At 67.8% G+C, this 16,765-nt stretch carries 17 protein-coding genes; 9 read left to right on the top strand and 8 right to left on the bottom strand.

The genetic code is table 11. The features are described 5' to 3' along the window. Positions 1-211: 211 nt before the first annotated feature. On the bottom strand, positions 212-1,420 hold the full coding sequence (locus HNP52_RS21400) for an alginate export family protein (RefSeq protein ID WP_184170472.1): 1,209 nt from the start codon (positions 1,418-1,420) through the stop codon (positions 212-214). Positions 1,421-1,484: 64 nt separating this feature from the next. Continuing rightward, positions 1,485-2,858, bottom strand: coding sequence for a cation:proton antiporter (locus tag HNP52_RS21405; RefSeq protein ID WP_184170475.1), 1,374 nt, complete (start codon positions 2,856-2,858; stop codon positions 1,485-1,487). Between the two features lie 206 nt (positions 2,859-3,064). Here HNP52_RS21405 and HNP52_RS21410 point away from each other — a divergent pair, with 206 nt between their 5' ends. The 3 genes from HNP52_RS21410 (at position 3,065) to HNP52_RS21420 (ending at position 4,375) form a co-directional block, all read left to right on the top strand. Continuing rightward, a complete protein-coding gene (locus HNP52_RS21410; protein ID WP_184170478.1) occupies positions 3,065-3,289 on the top strand; it encodes a type II toxin-antitoxin system Phd/YefM family antitoxin in 225 nt (74 codons plus the stop codon). After that, a complete protein-coding gene (locus HNP52_RS21415; RefSeq protein WP_184170481.1) occupies positions 3,289-3,786 on the top strand; it encodes a type II toxin-antitoxin system VapC family toxin in 498 nt (165 codons plus the stop codon). Before HNP52_RS21410 ends, HNP52_RS21415 begins: the two co-directional genes overlap by 1 nt. A gap of 70 nt (positions 3,787-3,856) precedes the next feature. Continuing rightward, complete coding sequence (locus tag HNP52_RS21420; RefSeq protein ID WP_184170484.1) at positions 3,857-4,375, top strand: GAF domain-containing protein; 519 nt, start codon at positions 3,857-3,859, stop codon at positions 4,373-4,375. Between the two features lie 10 nt (positions 4,376-4,385). On the opposite strand, the gene HNP52_RS21425 is transcribed toward HNP52_RS21420, so the two are convergent. Both HNP52_RS21425 and HNP52_RS21430 read right to left on the bottom strand, forming a co-directional pair. Beyond that, positions 4,386-4,775: a response regulator transcription factor gene (locus HNP52_RS21425; protein ID WP_184170487.1), complete on the bottom strand. Its 390-nt coding sequence runs from the start codon at positions 4,773-4,775 to the stop codon at positions 4,386-4,388. Positions 4,776-4,778: 3 nt separating this feature from the next. Further along, complete coding sequence (locus tag HNP52_RS21430; RefSeq protein ID WP_184170490.1) at positions 4,779-5,147, bottom strand: response regulator; 369 nt, start codon at positions 5,145-5,147, stop codon at positions 4,779-4,781. A gap of 153 nt (positions 5,148-5,300) precedes the next feature. Here HNP52_RS21430 and HNP52_RS21435 point away from each other — a divergent pair, with 153 nt between their 5' ends. Then, a complete protein-coding gene (locus tag HNP52_RS21435; protein WP_184170492.1) occupies positions 5,301-7,874 on the top strand; it encodes an ATP-binding protein in 2,574 nt (857 codons plus the stop codon). Between the two features lie 47 nt (positions 7,875-7,921). Here HNP52_RS21435 and HNP52_RS21440 read toward each other — a convergent pair whose 3' ends face one another. The 3 genes from HNP52_RS21440 to HNP52_RS21450 form a co-directional block, all read right to left on the bottom strand. After that, on the bottom strand, positions 7,922-9,067 hold the full coding sequence (locus tag HNP52_RS21440) for an acyl-CoA dehydrogenase family protein (RefSeq protein ID WP_184170495.1): 1,146 nt from the start codon (positions 9,065-9,067) through the stop codon (positions 7,922-7,924). A 163-nt stretch (positions 9,068-9,230) separates the two neighbouring features. After that, on the bottom strand, positions 9,231-10,118 hold the full coding sequence (locus HNP52_RS21445) for a crotonase/enoyl-CoA hydratase family protein (RefSeq protein ID WP_184170498.1): 888 nt from the start codon (positions 10,116-10,118) through the stop codon (positions 9,231-9,233). Next, positions 10,118-11,536, bottom strand: a complete 1,419-nt coding sequence (locus HNP52_RS21450; protein WP_184170501.1) for an aldehyde dehydrogenase family protein — start codon at positions 11,534-11,536, stop codon at positions 10,118-10,120. The genes HNP52_RS21445 and HNP52_RS21450 overlap by 1 nt, the downstream gene beginning before the upstream one ends. Positions 11,537-11,681: 145 nt before the next feature. On the opposite strand from HNP52_RS21450, the gene HNP52_RS21455 reads away from it, so the two are divergent. From HNP52_RS21455 to HNP52_RS21465, 3 genes are all read left to right on the top strand, one after another. Further along, a complete protein-coding gene (locus HNP52_RS21455; RefSeq protein WP_184170504.1) occupies positions 11,682-12,857 on the top strand; it encodes an acetyl-CoA C-acetyltransferase in 1,176 nt (391 codons plus the stop codon). Between the two features lie 22 nt (positions 12,858-12,879). Then, positions 12,880-13,662, top strand: coding sequence for an SDR family NAD(P)-dependent oxidoreductase (locus HNP52_RS21460; RefSeq protein WP_184170507.1), 783 nt, complete (start codon positions 12,880-12,882; stop codon positions 13,660-13,662). Positions 13,663-13,849: 187 nt separating this feature from the next. Further along, the gene (locus HNP52_RS21465; RefSeq protein ID WP_184170510.1) at positions 13,850-14,896 is read left to right on the top strand and encodes a CaiB/BaiF CoA-transferase family protein; all 1,047 of its coding nucleotides are present in this window, start codon (positions 13,850-13,852) and stop codon (positions 14,894-14,896) included. Here the strand turns inward: HNP52_RS21465 and HNP52_RS21470 are convergent. Further along, entirely contained in the window at positions 14,860-15,114 is a 255-nt protein-coding gene (locus tag HNP52_RS21470; RefSeq protein WP_184170513.1) for a hypothetical protein, read from the bottom strand. The two genes, HNP52_RS21465 and HNP52_RS21470, sit on opposite strands and share 37 nt — an antisense overlap. 37 nt (positions 15,115-15,151) lie before the next feature. Here HNP52_RS21470 and msrB point away from each other — a divergent pair, with 37 nt between their 5' ends. Both msrB and HNP52_RS21480 read left to right on the top strand, forming a co-directional pair. Next, entirely contained in the window at positions 15,152-15,595 is a 444-nt protein-coding gene (gene msrB, locus HNP52_RS21475) for a peptide-methionine (R)-S-oxide reductase MsrB (protein WP_184170516.1), read from the top strand. A gap of 171 nt (positions 15,596-15,766) precedes the next feature. Further along, positions 15,767-16,657, top strand: a complete 891-nt coding sequence (locus HNP52_RS21480; protein WP_221416589.1) for a CPBP family intramembrane glutamic endopeptidase — start codon at positions 15,767-15,769, stop codon at positions 16,655-16,657. Positions 16,658-16,765: the final 108 nt, after the last annotated feature.

Consider the following 16,765-nt stretch of genomic DNA (forward strand, 5'->3'; position numbering starts at 1 on the left):
GGCGGCTCTTTCCTCGATATCTTCTCTCGTCATCCCCGCGCAGGCGGGGATCCAGAGCCACGCAGGACGTCGCTTTGTTACCCTGGATCCCCGCCTGCGCGGGGATGACGGTTATGTTGTTGGCGCAAGATCTCCCTGCCCGAGATCCCGGCTTTCGCCGGGATGACGATCGTGGCGCGGGATGACGGTTGGGGTACTGGTGCCGTTCCGGTCAGAGCACCCAATCCAGCTGGACGAAGAGCTTGTTGGTATCCGTGGCGAACTGCTTCGCCTTGTAGCGGCCATAGCGGGCGGAGAGCGCGTAGCGCCCGTGCTTCACGCCGGCGATGAAGTCGAACTCGTCGCCATATTGCAGGTCGAGCCGGTCGCTGTGGAAGCGGTGATAGATCGCACCGACATTGATAGCGTCGAGCGGGCCGACCTTCTTCCAGGCATAGCCGACATTGCCATAGAGATCTCGCAGGCCGTTCGGCGGATTGGTGCCGAACTTGCCGGCCCAGCCGTTGAACTTGAACAGCGGCGCGAGCGGGGTCTGGACGCTGGTGAGCGCCACGCCCTTGTCGGCGCCGAGCACTTCATAGCCGGCGGTCAGGCTGAGGCCCTTGGCAGTGAGCTTGGCCTCGCCCATCCAGTAATCGGCGGCGTAGCGATTGGGATTGCGATGGTAATTGCTCTGCCGCGCCCAGCTGGCGGCATAGCCAAGCGACACATCCTTGCCGAGCGGCCGATTGCCGCTGAAGCGCACGCCATAGGTCTGGGTCGACAGGCGGAAGCCCTGCACCGCGGCTTCGTCCTGATCGACCAGATAGGCGAAGCCGCTGAGCGTGCCGATCCTGGTACCATAGTTGACCAGCGCGAAGACATTGTCGCCGCCGATCGCCTGAGGCCGGGAACCGCGGCCCTGGCGGCCGTCGGTGGTCCGCACGCTCCAGCTATACGCCACGTCGGTGCTCAGCCCGAGCGGCTTGCCATATTGGAAGCGGACCGCATCATAGGTCCGCTCGCTCTGCCGCCACGGCGCGTTGCCGACAAAGCGGTCATCGGCGAAGTTGAGGCGCTGGCGCCCGGCGGTCACGGCCAGCCCGTCCTTGCCGGCATAGCGGAGCTGGGCGCGATTGAGCTCGAGATTCTCGGCGTCAGGGATCAGCGGATAGCGGGTCTTGCCGTTGAACCCGTCATTATAGCTGTTGGTCAGCGCGACCACCGCATCCACATCGACCAGCGCCGTCCAGTTCCGCCAGCTCGCCGTCACGCCCGGACGGACGCGAAGCGTCACCGCATCGGCGTCTTCGGGCATGCCGTCCTGCTCGAAATGCTCCCAGCGCAGCCGGATATCCAGGTTGGGCGTGAACTTCACTTCCTGCGCCCGCGCCGTGCCGGCGACGAGCAATCCCATAGCGCAAACCAGCGCTTTCTTCATTCTGCTTTCCTCGAAAAGAACCCGCCCCTCCTTTATAGAACGGGGCGGGCGGAGGAGGACCTCTTCAGGCAGCGGCGAGCTGCGGCTCAGGCTCGCCGCGGGCGCCGAGCTCACCGGTCTCGCGGGCCTTTCGGCCATAGACCAGCTCGAACAGCGGGGTGGCCATCACGGTGGTGACGATCGCCATCAGCACCAGCATCGAGAAGAGCGTCGGGCCGATGATGCCCTTCTGCAGGCCGATATTGATGATGATCAGCTCCATCAGGCCGCGCGAGTTCATCAGCGCGCCGATACCGAGCGCGGTGCGATTGTCCTCGCCGGCGAGGCGGGCCGCGGCCCAGCAGGCGCCGAACTTGGCGAGGATCGACACCGCGAGCACGCCCAGCGCGATCAGCAGCAGCTCGACCGAGTTGACCATGTCCATCCGGGTGTTGAGGCCCGAATAGGTGAAGAACATCGGCAGCAGCAGGACGACCGCGATCGGCTCGACCTTGCGCTGCAGCTCGCGGACGAACAGGCCGCGCGGCATGCAGACGCCCATCAGGAAGCCGCCGAAGATCGCGTGGATGCCGATCGCATCCATGACGAAGGCGGAGAGGCAGAAGAGCATCATCGTGACCGCGAGCATGCCCGTGGTCATCTCGCCCTTTTCCTCGACGATGCGGCCGAGCGGAGCGAGCAGCTTGCGACCCCAGATCAGCATGAAGCCGGCGTAGAGGATCGCGCCGCCGATCGCGAGCACCGCCACGCCTGGGCCGGCGCCGAAGGTCGCCAGCACCAGCGCCAGCACGCACCAGGAGGCAGCGTCGTCGAACGCGCCGGCCGTCAGCGAAAGCGTGCCGAGCGACGAGTTGGCGAGGCCGTTCTCATTGATGATGCGGGCGAGCATCGGGAAGGCGGTGAGCGCGATGCAGGCGCCCATGAACAGCGTGGCGTTCGACTGGCTGATGCCCGGCGTGAACAGGCCCGGCACGGTGAGCAGGAACGGCGTGATCAGCGCGGCGAGCAGGAACGGCGCGGCGATGCCGGCGGCCGAGACACCCGCGGCGCTCTTCGCCTTGGACTTGAAATGATCGAGCCGGAGCGTGAGGCCGACCATGAACATGTAGAGGCCGACGCCGAGCTGCGCGCCGGTGTAGAGCACGTTGCGCGTCTCCTTGGGGAAGATCGCCAGCTGGAGATCGGGGAAGAACAGGCCGAACAGCGACGGGCCGAGCACCACGCCGGCGATCATCTCGCCGACGACCTGGGGCTGCTTGAGGAACTTCTGGCCGAGCCAGCCGACGACGCGGCAGGCGAGGATGATGATCGCGAGCTGCAGGAAGAAATGGATGCTGTAGTCGCCGGGCGCATAGCTCTTCGCGGCGTTCACCGCGGGGCCGTGCGGACTGAGCACATCGGTCAACGCATGCCAGGCACTATTCAACAGATCGAGCATTCTACCTTCCCCCACTCATCCTCTCGCGTGGCACTTGTGCGCCTGTCGCTTGGCAGGAAGGAGCGCGCGGCAATGGCTGCACGCAACTGCAAAGTTCGCCACCCCCCTGATTTTTCCGGCGGCCGGGATGTTTCTGTTGCATGTCGTCCACACAGTAGTAACGTACCTACATGACAACGCGGACAATATAGGTACATAGGCACCAAATGAAGGTCATCACCAGCCGCGAATTCAACCAGGACGTGAGCGCCGCCAAGCGACTCGCGCGCGGCGAGCCGGTGTTCGTCACCGATCGCGGGCGGCCGACCCATGTACTGATGAGCATCGACCAGTTCCGTGCATTGAGCGGGCAGCGCGAGAGCATCGTTGACCTGCTCGCCCTGCCCGCCGGCAGCCTCGATGCCGAGCTGGCGCCGCCGGGGCGCTGGTGATGTTCCTGCTCGACACGCCCATCGTCTATGAACTGCGCAAGGCGCGCGCCGGCACCGCCGAGGCGGGGCTGACCGCCTGGGCTTCGGGGGTCGCGCGCGAGCGGTTGTTCCTCTCCGCGATCAGCCTGGTCGAGCTGGAGACCAGCGCCGCCGAGACCGCGCGGCGCGACAAGACGGCCGGCGCGATGCTGCGCGGCTGGATCGACGAGCAGCTGCTCCCGGCGTTCGAGGGGCATGTGCTGCCGCTCGACGCGGCGGTGGCGCGGCGGCGCGGGCAGCTCGCCCTGGGCGACACCCGCGATGCGCTGTTCGCCGCGACGGCGCTGGAGCATGGACTGACCCTGGTGACCCGCAACACCGCGGCCTTCAAGGGCATGCGCGTGAAGCTGTTCGACCCGCGCGGCTATACGCCCGATGCGGCCGAGGAGGAGGGCGATTGGCGCGACGCCGCACGAACTGGTCCGCTTTGGCTCAAGAACTTGTTCGTCCGTGCGTGATGTGCGTTACGAAGAGGCCCGTATTGCCGCCTTCACTTGTGGTTAGACAATTTACGGCAACAGTCGCCCAATGGTACCTAAACTCAAGCCGATCTTTCATGCCCTCGCCCCCTTGCTGCGCGGCGAGAAGCAGCGCCAGGCGTCGGTCGACAAGCTCGGTCTGACCGGCAAGTCGGCGTCGCCGGAGCTGAAGGCGATCGTCGAGGAAGTCGCCCAGCTGTTCGGATCGAACATGGGCATCGCGACGCTGATCGACCGGCAGACCCAGCATATCCTGGCCTGCCATGGCGGCGAGCTGAGCTCGACGCCGCGCGACATCTCGTTCTGCGGCCACACCATCGCCAATCCGCACGACGTGATGTGCGTGTTCGACGCCGCGCATGATCCGCGCTTCGCGGGCAATCCGCTGGTGCTCGGCTCGCCGCATATCCGCTTCTATGTCGGCGTGCCGCTGCTCACCCCCGAGGGCGAGGCGCTGGGCGCCTTGTGCGCGATCGACCAGCATCCGCGCGCCAAGCTGCTGCCCGAGCAGAGCAAGCGCCTGCGTGAGCTGGGTGAACGCGCGGCGGAACTGCTGGCCGCGGCCTGACGGCCGCCTTTCAGGAAACCCGATTGGCGAAGCTGTTGTTGCGCAGCACGTCGGCGACGCGCTGGACCAGCTCCTCGGGTTCGAACGGCTTGACCAGATAGTCATTGGCCCCCGCCCCCATCGCCGCGTCGATCTCCGCTTCGCTGCCCTTGGCGGACAGCATCAGGATCGGCGTGAGATAGAGCGCCGGCAGCCGGCGCAGCGCCTTGAGGATATCGGTGCCCTGCATGCCCGGCAGCGACTGATCGAGGATCACCAGGTCGGGCTTCTTGAAGGCGATGGTGTCGAACGCCAGCGTGCCGTGGTTGATCACCCCGACGATATGGCCGGCCGCGCTCAGCACTTGCTGCACCACGGCCCCGACCAGTTCGTCATCCTCGACATAGATGATGCGCGCCATGGCTCAGGCCTTGGCCAGCATTTCCTCGACCCGGAAGACCAGCTCGTCCGGATCGAAGGGCTTCTTCAGATACTCGTTCGCGCCGGCGAACCGCGCCAGCTCCTCGTCGCGATCGCTGCGGCGGCCGGTGAGCATCATCACGGGCAGATCGGCGAAATCGGGCATCTTGCGCAACTCCTGCACCAGGAGAACGCCCGAGATCTCCGGCATGTTGCAATCGAGGATGACCAGGTCGGGCCGGCGCGCCTTGATGACGCGCAGCGCCTCGGCCCCGTCCTTGACCAGCCCGGCGCCATGCCCGGCCGCGATCAGCGCATCGCGGGCGATCTCGCCCACGATCTCGTCGTCGTCCGCTATGATGATCCGTGCCATCTGACTCTCGTTCGATCCTAGTCTATTTTATAACGCACGGAGACCGCTTGGTTTCGCTTCCGTGCTAAAATTCTGTGGCCATTCTGTCTTTCCGGCGTTTTGCAGCAAGGGGCCGAACACCCCGTTAACCCTTTTTATCTAGGGGCCGAGTCCATGGCAGAGATACTGACGCGCCGGTCGCAATGGATCCTTGTCGCAGCCCTGGTGCTGCTGGGCTGTTCGGCCGCATCGGGTGTGTGGCTGTTCAGCCAGAAGCAAAATGCCGACAAATGGGTGCGCCACACCTTCCAGGTTTCCGACCGGCTATCGCATGTCCGCATCCTGACGCTGCGCGCCGAAGTCTATCGGCGCGGCTATCTGCTCACCGGCGACCCCGATGCGCGCAGGAACATCGACGGTGTCCGCAAGGAGCTGCCCGGCGAGCTGTCGGGCCTGGAGGACATGACCGACGACAATCCGCGCCAGCGCGAGCGCGTCGCCTATCTCGCCGCGCTGATCCGCCAGCGCATGGTCGAGACCGAGCAGACGCTGGCGATGCGCGGCGCCAATCGCGCCGCCGAGGCGACCGCGATCCTGGCGAGCGACGCCAATCGCCACGAGACCGCCCGGATGCTGGCGCTGATCGGCGAGATCCGCGGCGAGGAGGAGAAGCTGCTCCAGACGCGGCTGGCGCGCGCCGGCGGCTATGAAGGACCGATCCAGCTCGCCGGCCTGGCCAGCGGCATGCTGGTGCTGCTGCTCGCCTATCTGATCGCGCGCGAGCGGCGTGAGCGGATGACGATCCTGCGCGACGCCAACCGCCGGCTGCACGAGGACATCTCGCGACGCGAAGTAGTCGAGGCCGAGCTGGCGCTGCTCGCGATGAACGCCACCGACGCGGTGCTGCGCTTCGACCTGAACGGCGTGTGCATCTATGCCTCGCCCTCGACCGAGCCGGTGCTCGGGGTCGAGCCGGCGCATGTCCTGGGCCGCTCGATCGGCTTCGGCGTGTCGAGCGAGCACCGCGCCGAGATGTTCGAGTTCCAGCACCTGCTGACCACCGGCGAGGTGGAACGCGGGGTGATCACCTATCGCACCCATCTGCTCGACCCCAATGCGTCGGAACAGTGGATCGAGGCGCATTGCGGGCTAGTCCGCGATCCCGCCACCGGCACGCCGTCGGAGATCATCGCGTCGTTGCGCGACGTCACCCGGCGCAAGCAGCTCGAGCACGAACTCGAGGCGGCGCGCGAGCGGGCGGAGCTGGCGGTGCAGGCCAAGTCGAGCTTCCTGGCGAACATGAGCCACGAGATCCGCACGCCGATGAACGGCGTGCTGGGCTTTGCCGACCTGCTGCTCGCCAGCGACCTGCCGCCCGAGCAGCATCGCCACGCCCAGCTGATCGTCGATTCGAGCCGGGCGATGATGCGGCTGCTCAACGACATTCTCGACCTGTCCAAGATCGAGGCCGGGCAGATGCAGGTGAATGCCGAGCGCGTCGACCTGCGCCACGCGCTGCGCGGCTGCCTCAAGCTGATCGAGCCGGCCGCCGCGACCAAGGGGCTGGCGCTCGACTTCATCGTCGATCCGATGCTGCCGCGCTTCGTGATGGTCGATGGGCTGCGGCTGCGCCAGATCGCGCTCAACCTGCTGGGCAACGCCGTGAAGTTCACCGGCGAAGGCAGGATCACGCTGAGCGCGCGGCAGGCGGCGAGCGACGGCGGCACGCCGCGCATCGACATTGCCGTGACCGATACCGGCATCGGCATCCCGCCCGATCGCCATGCCGCGATCTTCGAACAGTTCGTCCAGGCCGAGCAATCGACCGCACGCCGCTATGGCGGCACCGGGCTGGGGCTGGCGATCAGCAGCCGGCTGGCGTCGCTGATGGGCGGCGAGCTGGGCCTTCGCAGCGCCGAGGGCCAGGGCAGCGTGTTCACCCTGTGCCTGCCGCTTGTCGCCGCGGAAGCAGTGGATGCGGACGGTGCGGGGCCGCGCAGCCCCGAGCGCGCTACCCGCGCGCTGCAGGTGCTGGTGGCCGAGGATCACGACGTCAACCAGCTGCTGATGCAGGAAATGCTCGGCCGGCTCGGCCACCGGGTGACGATCGTCGGCGACGGCGCGCATGCGCTGGAGGCGGCCACAGCGGCAGACCTGCAGGGCACGCCCTTTGACCTGGTGCTGATGGACATGCAGATGCCGGTGCTCGACGGCATCTCCGCCGCGCGCGCGATCCGCGGCGCAGGCATCTCGGCGCAGAAGCTGCCGATCCTGGCGCTGACCGCCAATGCCTATGCCGACGACGTTACGGCCTGTCTGGAGGCGGGGATGCAGGCGCATCTCGCCAAGCCGATCCAGCTGGCCGAGCTGGCCGCTGCGATCGATCGCTGGGCGGTGCCCGCCGCAGCCGCGCCGGAGCCGATCGCACCGGCGATGGAGCCGATTCCCGCGCCGCCTCCCGAGGAGAAGGCACCGGCGATGAAGCTGTCACCCGCGCTCTGGGCGAAGTTCGCCGAGCGCAAGGCGGAGCTGCTGGTGGCGACCGAAGCGTTCGTGGGCGGCGAACAGGGTGACACGGAGACCGAGGCGCTGGGCGAGCTGCTCCACAAGTTCGCCGGTTCGGCAGGGCTGTTCGGCCAGGCGGAACTGGGGAGCAAGGCTTCGGCGCTGGAGGATGCGCTGGAGGTAGCCGCAGCCGGCGAGCGAAAGGCGCTGGTCGAGGGGTTCTTGGCGGAGTTGCGGGGCTAGGCCATATCGATATTCGGCCCCTCAGCCCCCTCCAAATGTCGATCACCCTACCCCGCCAGCGTCTCGCGCTTGATGCGCTTGGCGAGGCTCCATTTGTGGACTTCGGTGGGGCCGTCATAGATGCGGAAGGCGCGGATTTCGCGGAAGACCTGCTCGACGATCGTATCACCCGAGACGCCGGTGCCGCCCATCACCTGGACGCAGCGATCGGCGACCCCGAACAGCAGCTCCGACACCGCGACCTTGGCCATCGAGCTCTCCGCGATGCCGGGCGCCCCGCTGTCGAGAACGCCGGCGCACCAGTCGATCATCAGCCAGGCCTGCTGCAGCGCGATCCGGTTGTCGGCGAGCATGAAGCCGACGCCTTCGTGATCGATCAGCGGCTTGCCGAAGGCGTGGCGCTTCACGGCATATTGGCAGGCGATCTCGTGCGCGCGGATGGCAGCCCCCAGCCAGCGCATGCAATGCGTGAGCCGCGCGGGGGCGAGACGGACCTGGGCATAGTCGAAGCCCCTGTGCGGTTCGCCGAGGATCTGGTCGGCAGGGACGCGCAGTCCGTCAATCGCCACGATCGAATGGCCGCCGGGCATCGAGCTGTCGATCGTGTCGAGCACCCGCTCGATGCGCACCGTGGGATCGGGCAGGTCGATGAGGAACAGCGTCGCCCCCTCCCCGGTCCTGGCCATGACGATGCCGACCCGGGCGCCTTGCGCGCCGGTGATGAACGCTTTGCGGCCGTCGATCACCCAGTGATTGCCGTCCTGGCGGGCGACAGTCTGCATCATCGAGGGATCGGAGCCGGCGCCGCCCTCGCCCGCCGGCTCGGTCATGAAGAATGCCGAGCGCGCGGTGCCGGCGACCAGCGGATCGAGGAAGCGGGCCTTCTGCTCGGGCGTGGCGACGCGGCCGAGCAGGAACATGTTGCCCTCGTCGGGCGCGGCGACGTTGAGCGCTACCGGGCCGAGCGGCGAGAGGCCGGCGGCGCGCAGGACGTGCGCGGTCTCGCGGTGGGTGAGATGGGTGCCGTTCGCGATATGCGGGGTGAGCAGGCCGGCGGCGCGGGCGTGGTCGCGGAGTTCGGCGACAAGCTCCTCGGACGGGCCGTGCGGCGTGCAGCGTGGGTCGCGCTCATAGGGGGCGATGGTTTCGCGGACAAAGGCTTCGACCTGGGCGGCGAGTGCGGGGGGCTTCATGTGCGACCTCACATTTCAATCCTCCCCCGGAGGGGGAGGGGGACCGCGACGCGCAGCGGCGTGGTGGAGGGGTAGCGCGCCACGGGCCACATCGCTCGCGGATATTACCCCTCCACCAGCCTGCGGCTGGTCCCCCTCCCCCTCCGGGGGGAGGATTGTTGGGTTAAAAATACCCCGGCTCTTCCCACCAGGGGAAATAGTCCGGCATGCCGCTCGACACCCGGTCCGGGAACGTCGCCGCCCGCTTCTCGAGGAACGCCATCACCCCCTCGCGCGCATCGCCGCTGCGCCCCCGCGCCAGCACCCCGCGGCTGTCGATCCGGTGCGCCTCCATCGGATGCGCCATGCCGAGCCCGCGCCACAGCATCTGGCGGGTCAGCGCGACCGACACCGGGGCAGCGTTGTCGACGATCTCGCGGGCCAGCGCGCGGGCGGCGGCGAGCAGGTCGTCCGGCGCATGCACCGAACGCACCAGCCGCCCGGCCAGCGCTTCCTCTGCATCGAGCAGCCGCCCGCTCATGCACCATTCGAGCGCACGGTCGATCCCCACGATGCGTGGCAGGAACCACATCGACGCGCCCTCGGGGACGATCCCCCGCCGCGCGAACACGAAGCCGAAGCGCGCCCCCTCGCTGGCAAGCCTTATGTCCATCGGCAGCAGCATCGTAGCCCCTATGCCGACCGCCGGGCCGTTGACCGCTCCGATCACCGGCTTGAGGCTCTCGAAGATGCGCAGCGTCAGGCGGCCGCCATAGTCGCGGGCATGCGGGCTGGCATAGTCGATCGAGCCGTCCGCGCGGATCGGCGAGTCCGGGCCGCCGGCGGCATCGAACACCTTGGCCCCCATCTCCAGATCGGCGCCGGCGCAAAAGGCCCTCCCCTCCCCCGTCACGATCACCGCGCCGACTTCGTCATCCGCATCGGCGCGGTCGAACGCGTCGATCATCTCCTCCATCATCCGGATCGAATAGGCGTTGAGCTTGTCGGACCGGTTGAGGGTGAGCGTGGCGATGCCCTCGTCAACCTCGTAGCGGATCTGCGCATACTCCATCACTTGCGCACCGAGATCGTCTGGGCGTTGGTATATTCGAGCAGCCCCTCGGTGCCGTTCTCCACGCCGATCCCCGATTGCTTGTGCCCGCCGAACGGCGCCCAGGGGGTGACGTGCTGCGCTTCGTTGATCCAGACGGTGCCGGTGTCGAGCCGCTCGGCAATGGCGAGCGCGGCGTCGGTATCCGCCGACCAGACCGAGCCGGCCAGGCCATAATCGCTGTTGTTGGCGCGGGCGATGACGTCCTCGACATCGTCGAAGCGGATCAGCGGCAGGACCGGGCCGAACGCTTCCTCGGCGACGACGCGGCTATCCTCGGGCGGATTGTCGACCAGGGTGACGGGGATGAAATAGCCCTTCCCTTCGGGCACCTCGCCACCGGCGAGGAAGGTCAGCCCCTCGGCCTTCGCATCCTCGACCAGCGCCTTGACCCGCTCGAACTGCGCATGGTTCTGCACCGGGCCGAGGTCGATGCCCTGCTCCAGCCCGTTGCCGGTCCTCACCCGGTTGGCGATGGCGGCCAGCTCGGCGGCGAGCGCGTCATAGGCGCTGTCATGGATATAGAGCCGCTTGGTCGCGATGCAGACCTGGCCGTTGTTCCCGAAAGCCGACCAGAACAGCGGCTCGGCGACCTTCGCCACATCGACATCGCCGAGCACGATCGCCGCATCATTTCCGCCCAGCTCGAGCGTGACGCGCTTGAGGTTGGCGGCGGCGCTGGCCATCACCCGCTTGCCGGTGGCGGTGGAGCCGGTGAAGCTGATCTTGTCGATACCGGGATGCGCGGTCATCCAGGGGCCCAACTGGTCGCCGCCGCTGACCACGTTGAACACGCCTGCCGGCAGATGCGGGCGCATCAGCTCGCCGAGCTTGAGCATGGTCAGCGGGGTGAAGGGCGACGGCTTGATGACCAGCGTGTTGCCGGTGAGCAGCGCGCCGGCGATCTTCCACACGCCGAGCAGCATCGGGAAATTCCACGGCACGATCCCGCCGACCACCCCGATCGGCACGCGGCGCGTCTCCGAACGGCGATCGGGCGTGTCCTCGTTCACCAGCACCGGGATTTCCTGCTTGGCGACGCTGGCGGCCCAGAAGGCGGCGCCCAGCAATTCCTCGGTCGCCTTTCCGACGGGACGTCCCTGTTCCTGGGTGAACAACCGGGCGAACTGGTCGAGATTGGTGGAGATCACCTCGGCGATCTTCGCCACCGCGGCGCGGCGCTGGTCGATCGGAGTCGCGCGCCAGCCGGGAAAGGCGGCGCGGGCAGCGGCGACGGCGGCGTCGAGCTCGGCCGCGCTGCAATCGGGCGCTTCCGCTACGGCTTCCTCGGTTGCCGGGTTGAGCACCGGGATCGTCGCGCCGCCGGCCACCGGCTGGCCGCCGATCGTCATGGTGAAATCGCGGTCGAACGCGGTCATTTCCCTCTCCTCCAGACTCTGTTTGGCGCGAGCATAGAGCAGCGTATTTCGCCCTGCCACTATTTACTTAGTCAGGTGATTAAGTCCGTTGATCGCATTAGCCGGGGCTGGTACCGCTGATTCGAAAATGGACAGGAGCAGGATGATGGCAGCACCTACCGCCTATATTGTCGAGGCCGTTCGCACGGCGGGAGGGCGGCGCGGCGGCCGGCTTGCCGGATGGCACCCGGCCGACATGGCGGGCGAAGTTCTCAACGCCGTCGCCGATCGCAGCGGTATCGATCCGGCTGCGATCGAGGACGTAATCATGGGCTGTGTGAGCCAGGGCGGCGAGCAGGGCTTCCAGGTCGGGCGCAACGCCGTGCTAGCCTCGCGCCTGCCCGAGAGCGTGCCGGCGGTGACGATCGACCGCCAGTGCGGCAGCTCGCAACAGGCGATCCAGTTCGCGGCGCAGGCGGTGCTCTCGGGCACGCAGGACGTGGTGATCGCGGCCGGCGTGGAGAGCATGACCCGCGTGCCGATGGGATCGACCGGCATGTTGTTCGCCCAGGCCGGGCTTGGCGGCCCCAAGTCGCCACGCCAGGAAGCGCGCTATCCGGGCGTGCAGTTCAGCCAGTTCATGGGCGCCGAGATGATGGCGCGCAAACATGGCTTCACCCGCGAGCTGCTCGATGCCTATGCGCTGGAGAGCCATCGCCGCGCGGCATCGGCGACCGAACGCGGCGACTTCGATGCCGAGATCGTGCCGCTCGAAGTCGAGACGCCCGAGGGGCCGGCACTCCACACCCGCGACGAGGGCATCCGCTACGACGCGACCGCCGAGAGCATCGGATCGGTCAAGCTGCTCGCCGAGGGCGGGATGATCAGCGCGGCCAATGCCAGCCAGATCTGCGACGGCGCCAGCGCGGTGCTGATCGTGTCGGAAGCGGCACTCAAGGCGCATGGCCTGACGCCGCTGGCGCGCATCCACAACCTCACCGTTACCGGCGGCGACCCCGTCATCATGCTCGAGGAGCCGCTGTTCGCGACCGACCGGGCGCTCAAGCGCGCCGGCATGAGCATCGACGAGATCGACCTGTACGAAGTCAACGAAGCCTTCGCGCCGGTGCCGCTGGCCTGGCTGAAGCATGTCGGCGGCGATCCGGCCAAGCTCAACGTCAATGGCGGCGCGATCGCGCTGGGGCACCCGCTCGGCGCCTCGGGCACCAAGCTGATGGCGACCTTGGTGCACGCGCTCCACAAGCGCGGGCTGCGCTACGGGCTCCAGACGATGTGCGAGGGCGGCGGCCTGGCGAACGTCACGATCGTCGAGCGGCTTTGAGAACATAGAGACGGAGGGGATTATGAAGCTCGACAACAGCGTAGCCGCGGTGGTGACCGGCGGCGCATCGGGATTGGGTGCGGCGACCGCGCGGGCACTGGCCGCCAAGGGCGTGAAGGTCGCGATCTTCGACCTGCAGAAGGAAAAGGGCGAGGCCGTCGCCGCCGAGATCGGCGGGGTGTTCTGCGAAGTGAACGTGACCTCGGACGAGAGCGTCGACGCCGGCTTCGCCAAGGCACGCGCGGCGCATGGGCAGGAGCGCGTGCTGGTCAATTGCGCGGGCACCGGCAATGCGGTGAAGACCGCGAGCCGGGCCAAGGAAGACGGATCGATCCGCCACTTCCCGCTCGAAGCGTTCAACTGGGTGATCCAGATCAACCTGGTCGGCACCTTCCGCTGCATCGCCAAGTCGGCGGCGGGAATGCTGACGCTCGATCCGCAGGAAGACGGCGAGCGCGGCGCGATCGTCAACACCGCCAGCGTCGCGGCCGAGGACGGGCAGATCGGTCAGGCGGCCTATTCGGCATCGAAGGGCGGCGTGGTCGGCATGACCCTGCCGATCGCGCGCGACCTGATGGGCGAAGGCATCCGCGTGAACACGATCCTGCCGGGCATCTTCGACACGCCCCTGCTCGCCGCGGCACCCCAGCCGGTGAAGGACGCGCTGGCAGCCTCGGTGCCCTTCCCCAAGCGGCTTGGTCGTCCGGAGGAATATGCGGGGCTGGCGCTGTGCATGATCGAGACGGGCTATTTCAACGGCGAGGATGTGCGGCTGGACGGCGGCATCCGGATGGCGCCGCGCTGAGGCCATATCCGTCATCCCCGCGCAGGCGGGGATCCAGGGTAATGGAGGGCGAACCGGGCAAATCGCCGCTACTCGCCGGAGGCACCGGCGCTTGCCGCCCGCTCCCTGCCCGCGACTCTGGATCCCCGCCTGCGCGGGGATGACGATGGAAGAAGAGATCGCGCGCGATGACAGTCAGGACGGAGGAATGATGCAGCCCCTTACCGGCATCCGGATCGTCGAGATGGGCGGGATCGGCCCGGCGCCGTTCTGCGGGATGATGCTCGCCGATCACGGCGCGGAGGTGCTGTATCTCCACCGCCCCGGCCAGCCGCCCAACCCGCGCGACCCGCTGCTGCGCGGGCGGACGGCGGTGGCAGTGGACCTCAAGTCGCCCGAGGGAATCGCGCGGGTCCGCGAACTGGCGGCAGGCGCCGACGGGCTGATCGAGGGGTTTCGCCCGGGGGTGATGGAGCGGCTGGGCCTGGGTCCGACCGAGCTGCACGCCGCCAACCCGCGCCTCGTCTATGGCCGCATGACCGGCTGGGGGCAGACCGGGCCGCTGGCCCAGGCGGCCGGGCACGACATCAATTACATCGCGCTGGCCGGTGCGCTCCACGCCTTTGGCCGCGCGGGCGAGAAGCCAACCCCACCGGTGAACGCGGTGGGCGATTTCGGCGGCGGCGGCATGCTGCTTGCCTTCGCGATGAGCGCGGGGCTGCTCCAGGCGAAGACCAGCGGCCAGGGCAGCGTGATCGATTGCGCGATGACCGAGGGCGCGGCGCTGCTGATGAGCATGGTGTGGGGCTTCCGCTCGACCCTTGGCTGGCGCGACGAGCGGGGCGCGAACCTGCTCGATACCGGGACGCATTTCTACGACACGTATGAGACGGCGGACGGCAAGCATGTCGCGATCGGGGCGATCGAGCCGCAATTCTATGCCCAGCTACGCGCGGTGACCGGACTGGATGCCGACCCCGATTTCGATGCGCAGATGAACCCCGCCGCCTGGCCGGCGCTCAAGGACAAGCTGGCGGCGCTGTTCCGGACCAGGACGCGCGAGGAGTGGTCCGCGCTGATGGAGGGGACCGACATCTGCTTTGCGCCGGTGCTGTCGATGGCAGAAGCGCCGGCACATCCGCACAATGTCGCGCGCGGCGCGTTCATCGAGCGGGAGGGTGTTGTGCAGCCCGCCCCTGCCCCGCGCTTCTCGGCGCCTCAGCTCTCCACCAGCTCCACCACTTCGAAATCATAGCCTTCCCAGCCGCGCTGCTTCGCCGCCTCGGCGAGCGCGGCCTTCTTGCCGGTCGCTTCCTTGAGCGACTTGGCGTGGCCCCAGAACACCTCGGTCTTGCCGCCGCCGAGGTGCGCGACGATGCGCCAATAATGGGTGAAGGGCGCGTTGGTCGGGCCGATCGTCTTCACATAGCCATCGGCCATGGTCGCGGTGAGATAGCGCTTCTTCTTTGCCATGCGGATCCCCACATAGCGCAGCGAAACGGAGATTTGCATGACCGACTATCGCAAGACCGATGAAGCCATCGCCGCGCTGACCCCGGAGCAGTTCCGCGTGACCCAGCAGAATGGTACCGAGCGCCCGGGCACCGGCCCGCTGCTCAACAACAAGGAGCCGGGGATTTACGTCGACATCGTCTCGGGAGAACCGCTGTTCGCGTCGTCCGACAAATATGAATCCGGCTGTGGCTGGCCGAGCTTCACCAAGCCGATCGCCAATGTCACCGAGCTGCGCGACACCAGCCACGGCATGATCCGCACCGAAGTCCGCTCGGCGTATGGCGACAGCCATCTCGGCCATGTGTTCGAGGACGGCCCGCTGGATCGCGGCGGGCTGCGCTATTGCATCAATTCCGCCTCGCTACGCTTCGTCCCCAGGGCGGAGATGGAATCCCTCGGCTACGGCGCCTACCTCGACCAGGTCGAGGACGTCGCCTGATTTGAGTTGGTGTCGAGCCCCAACCGGATTTGGGGATCGGCACCAAGCTGCGGCAAAATCTGCTACAACCCGAACGCCCCACTCGCGCATTTGCCAGCGCCGGCGGGTCGTTTCGCATGTGGCACGCCCCTTGCGAACGTCCCCGCATTCGCATTCCGAGGGGGACCGACATTGAGCATCCATTCCGCCATTCCGATCGCGCTTGGCGAACGCCGCGTCCTGAAGCCGGGGAAGCTGCGCTGGCTGCGGGCGGTCGCCTGGATGCTGGGCATGGCCGTGCTGATCGGGCTTTCGCTGCGCGTGGCCATGGTGCCGGTGATGCAATTACTGCCCAAGGGCGCCCCGGTGCTCGGCTTTGCCGCCAGCGGCGCGGCCTGCCTGATCGCCCTGGGCATCTACACGCTGCTCGTGCGGCTGGGCGAGGATCGCTGGCCGGGCGAGCTGGCACTGAGGCCGGCGGCTGGGCAGCTCGCGATCGGCCTTGGGCTTGGCTCGGCAATGTTCGTGGCGGTGATGACGATCCTGATCGGCGCCGGCCTCTACAGTTTCGAGTGGCACGGTGCGGCGCCGGCATGGCGCGGGGCCGGTCTGGCGCTGCAATCGGCGGTGGTCGAGGAGCTGCTGGTGCGCGGCGTGATCCTGCGCCTGTTGTGGCGCGCCTTCGGCCCGGTGGTCGCCTTTGCCGCCTCGGCGGCGCTGTTCGGACTGGGCCACGCCTTTAACCCCGGCGCGACGGTGATGAGCGTGGTGTGCATCACGCTCGAGGCGGGGATCATGCTGGGCGCGCTCTATGCACTGACCGGGCGGCTGTGGATGTCGATCGGTGTGCACGGCGCGTGGAACTTCACCCAGGGCTATGTCTTCGGGGCGGCGGTCTCGGGCGGGAATTTCGGGCCCTCGCTGGCACGCAGCGTTGCGCATGGCGATGCGAGCGTGTGGCTGAGCGGGGGTGGGTTCGGGCCGGAGGCTTCGCTGCCGGCGTTGCTGGTGTGCACGTCGGTGGGGCTGATGGCGCTATGGCTGGCGGCGCGGGCCGGGCGTTTCATCCAACCGGGCGCCTAATTCTCTGTTCCCCGGCGAAGGCTGGGGCCCAGCTACAATGTCGGCCGAGAGGATCGACGCGCCAGCGACAGCGCGTCGATCCTGGACCCCGGCCTTCGCCGGGGAACG

The sequence above is a fragment of the Sphingomonas kyeonggiensis genome, from assembly GCF_014204495.1.
GTDB classification, from domain to species: Bacteria; Pseudomonadota; Alphaproteobacteria; order Sphingomonadales; family Sphingomonadaceae; genus Sphingomonas; species Sphingomonas kyeonggiensis_A.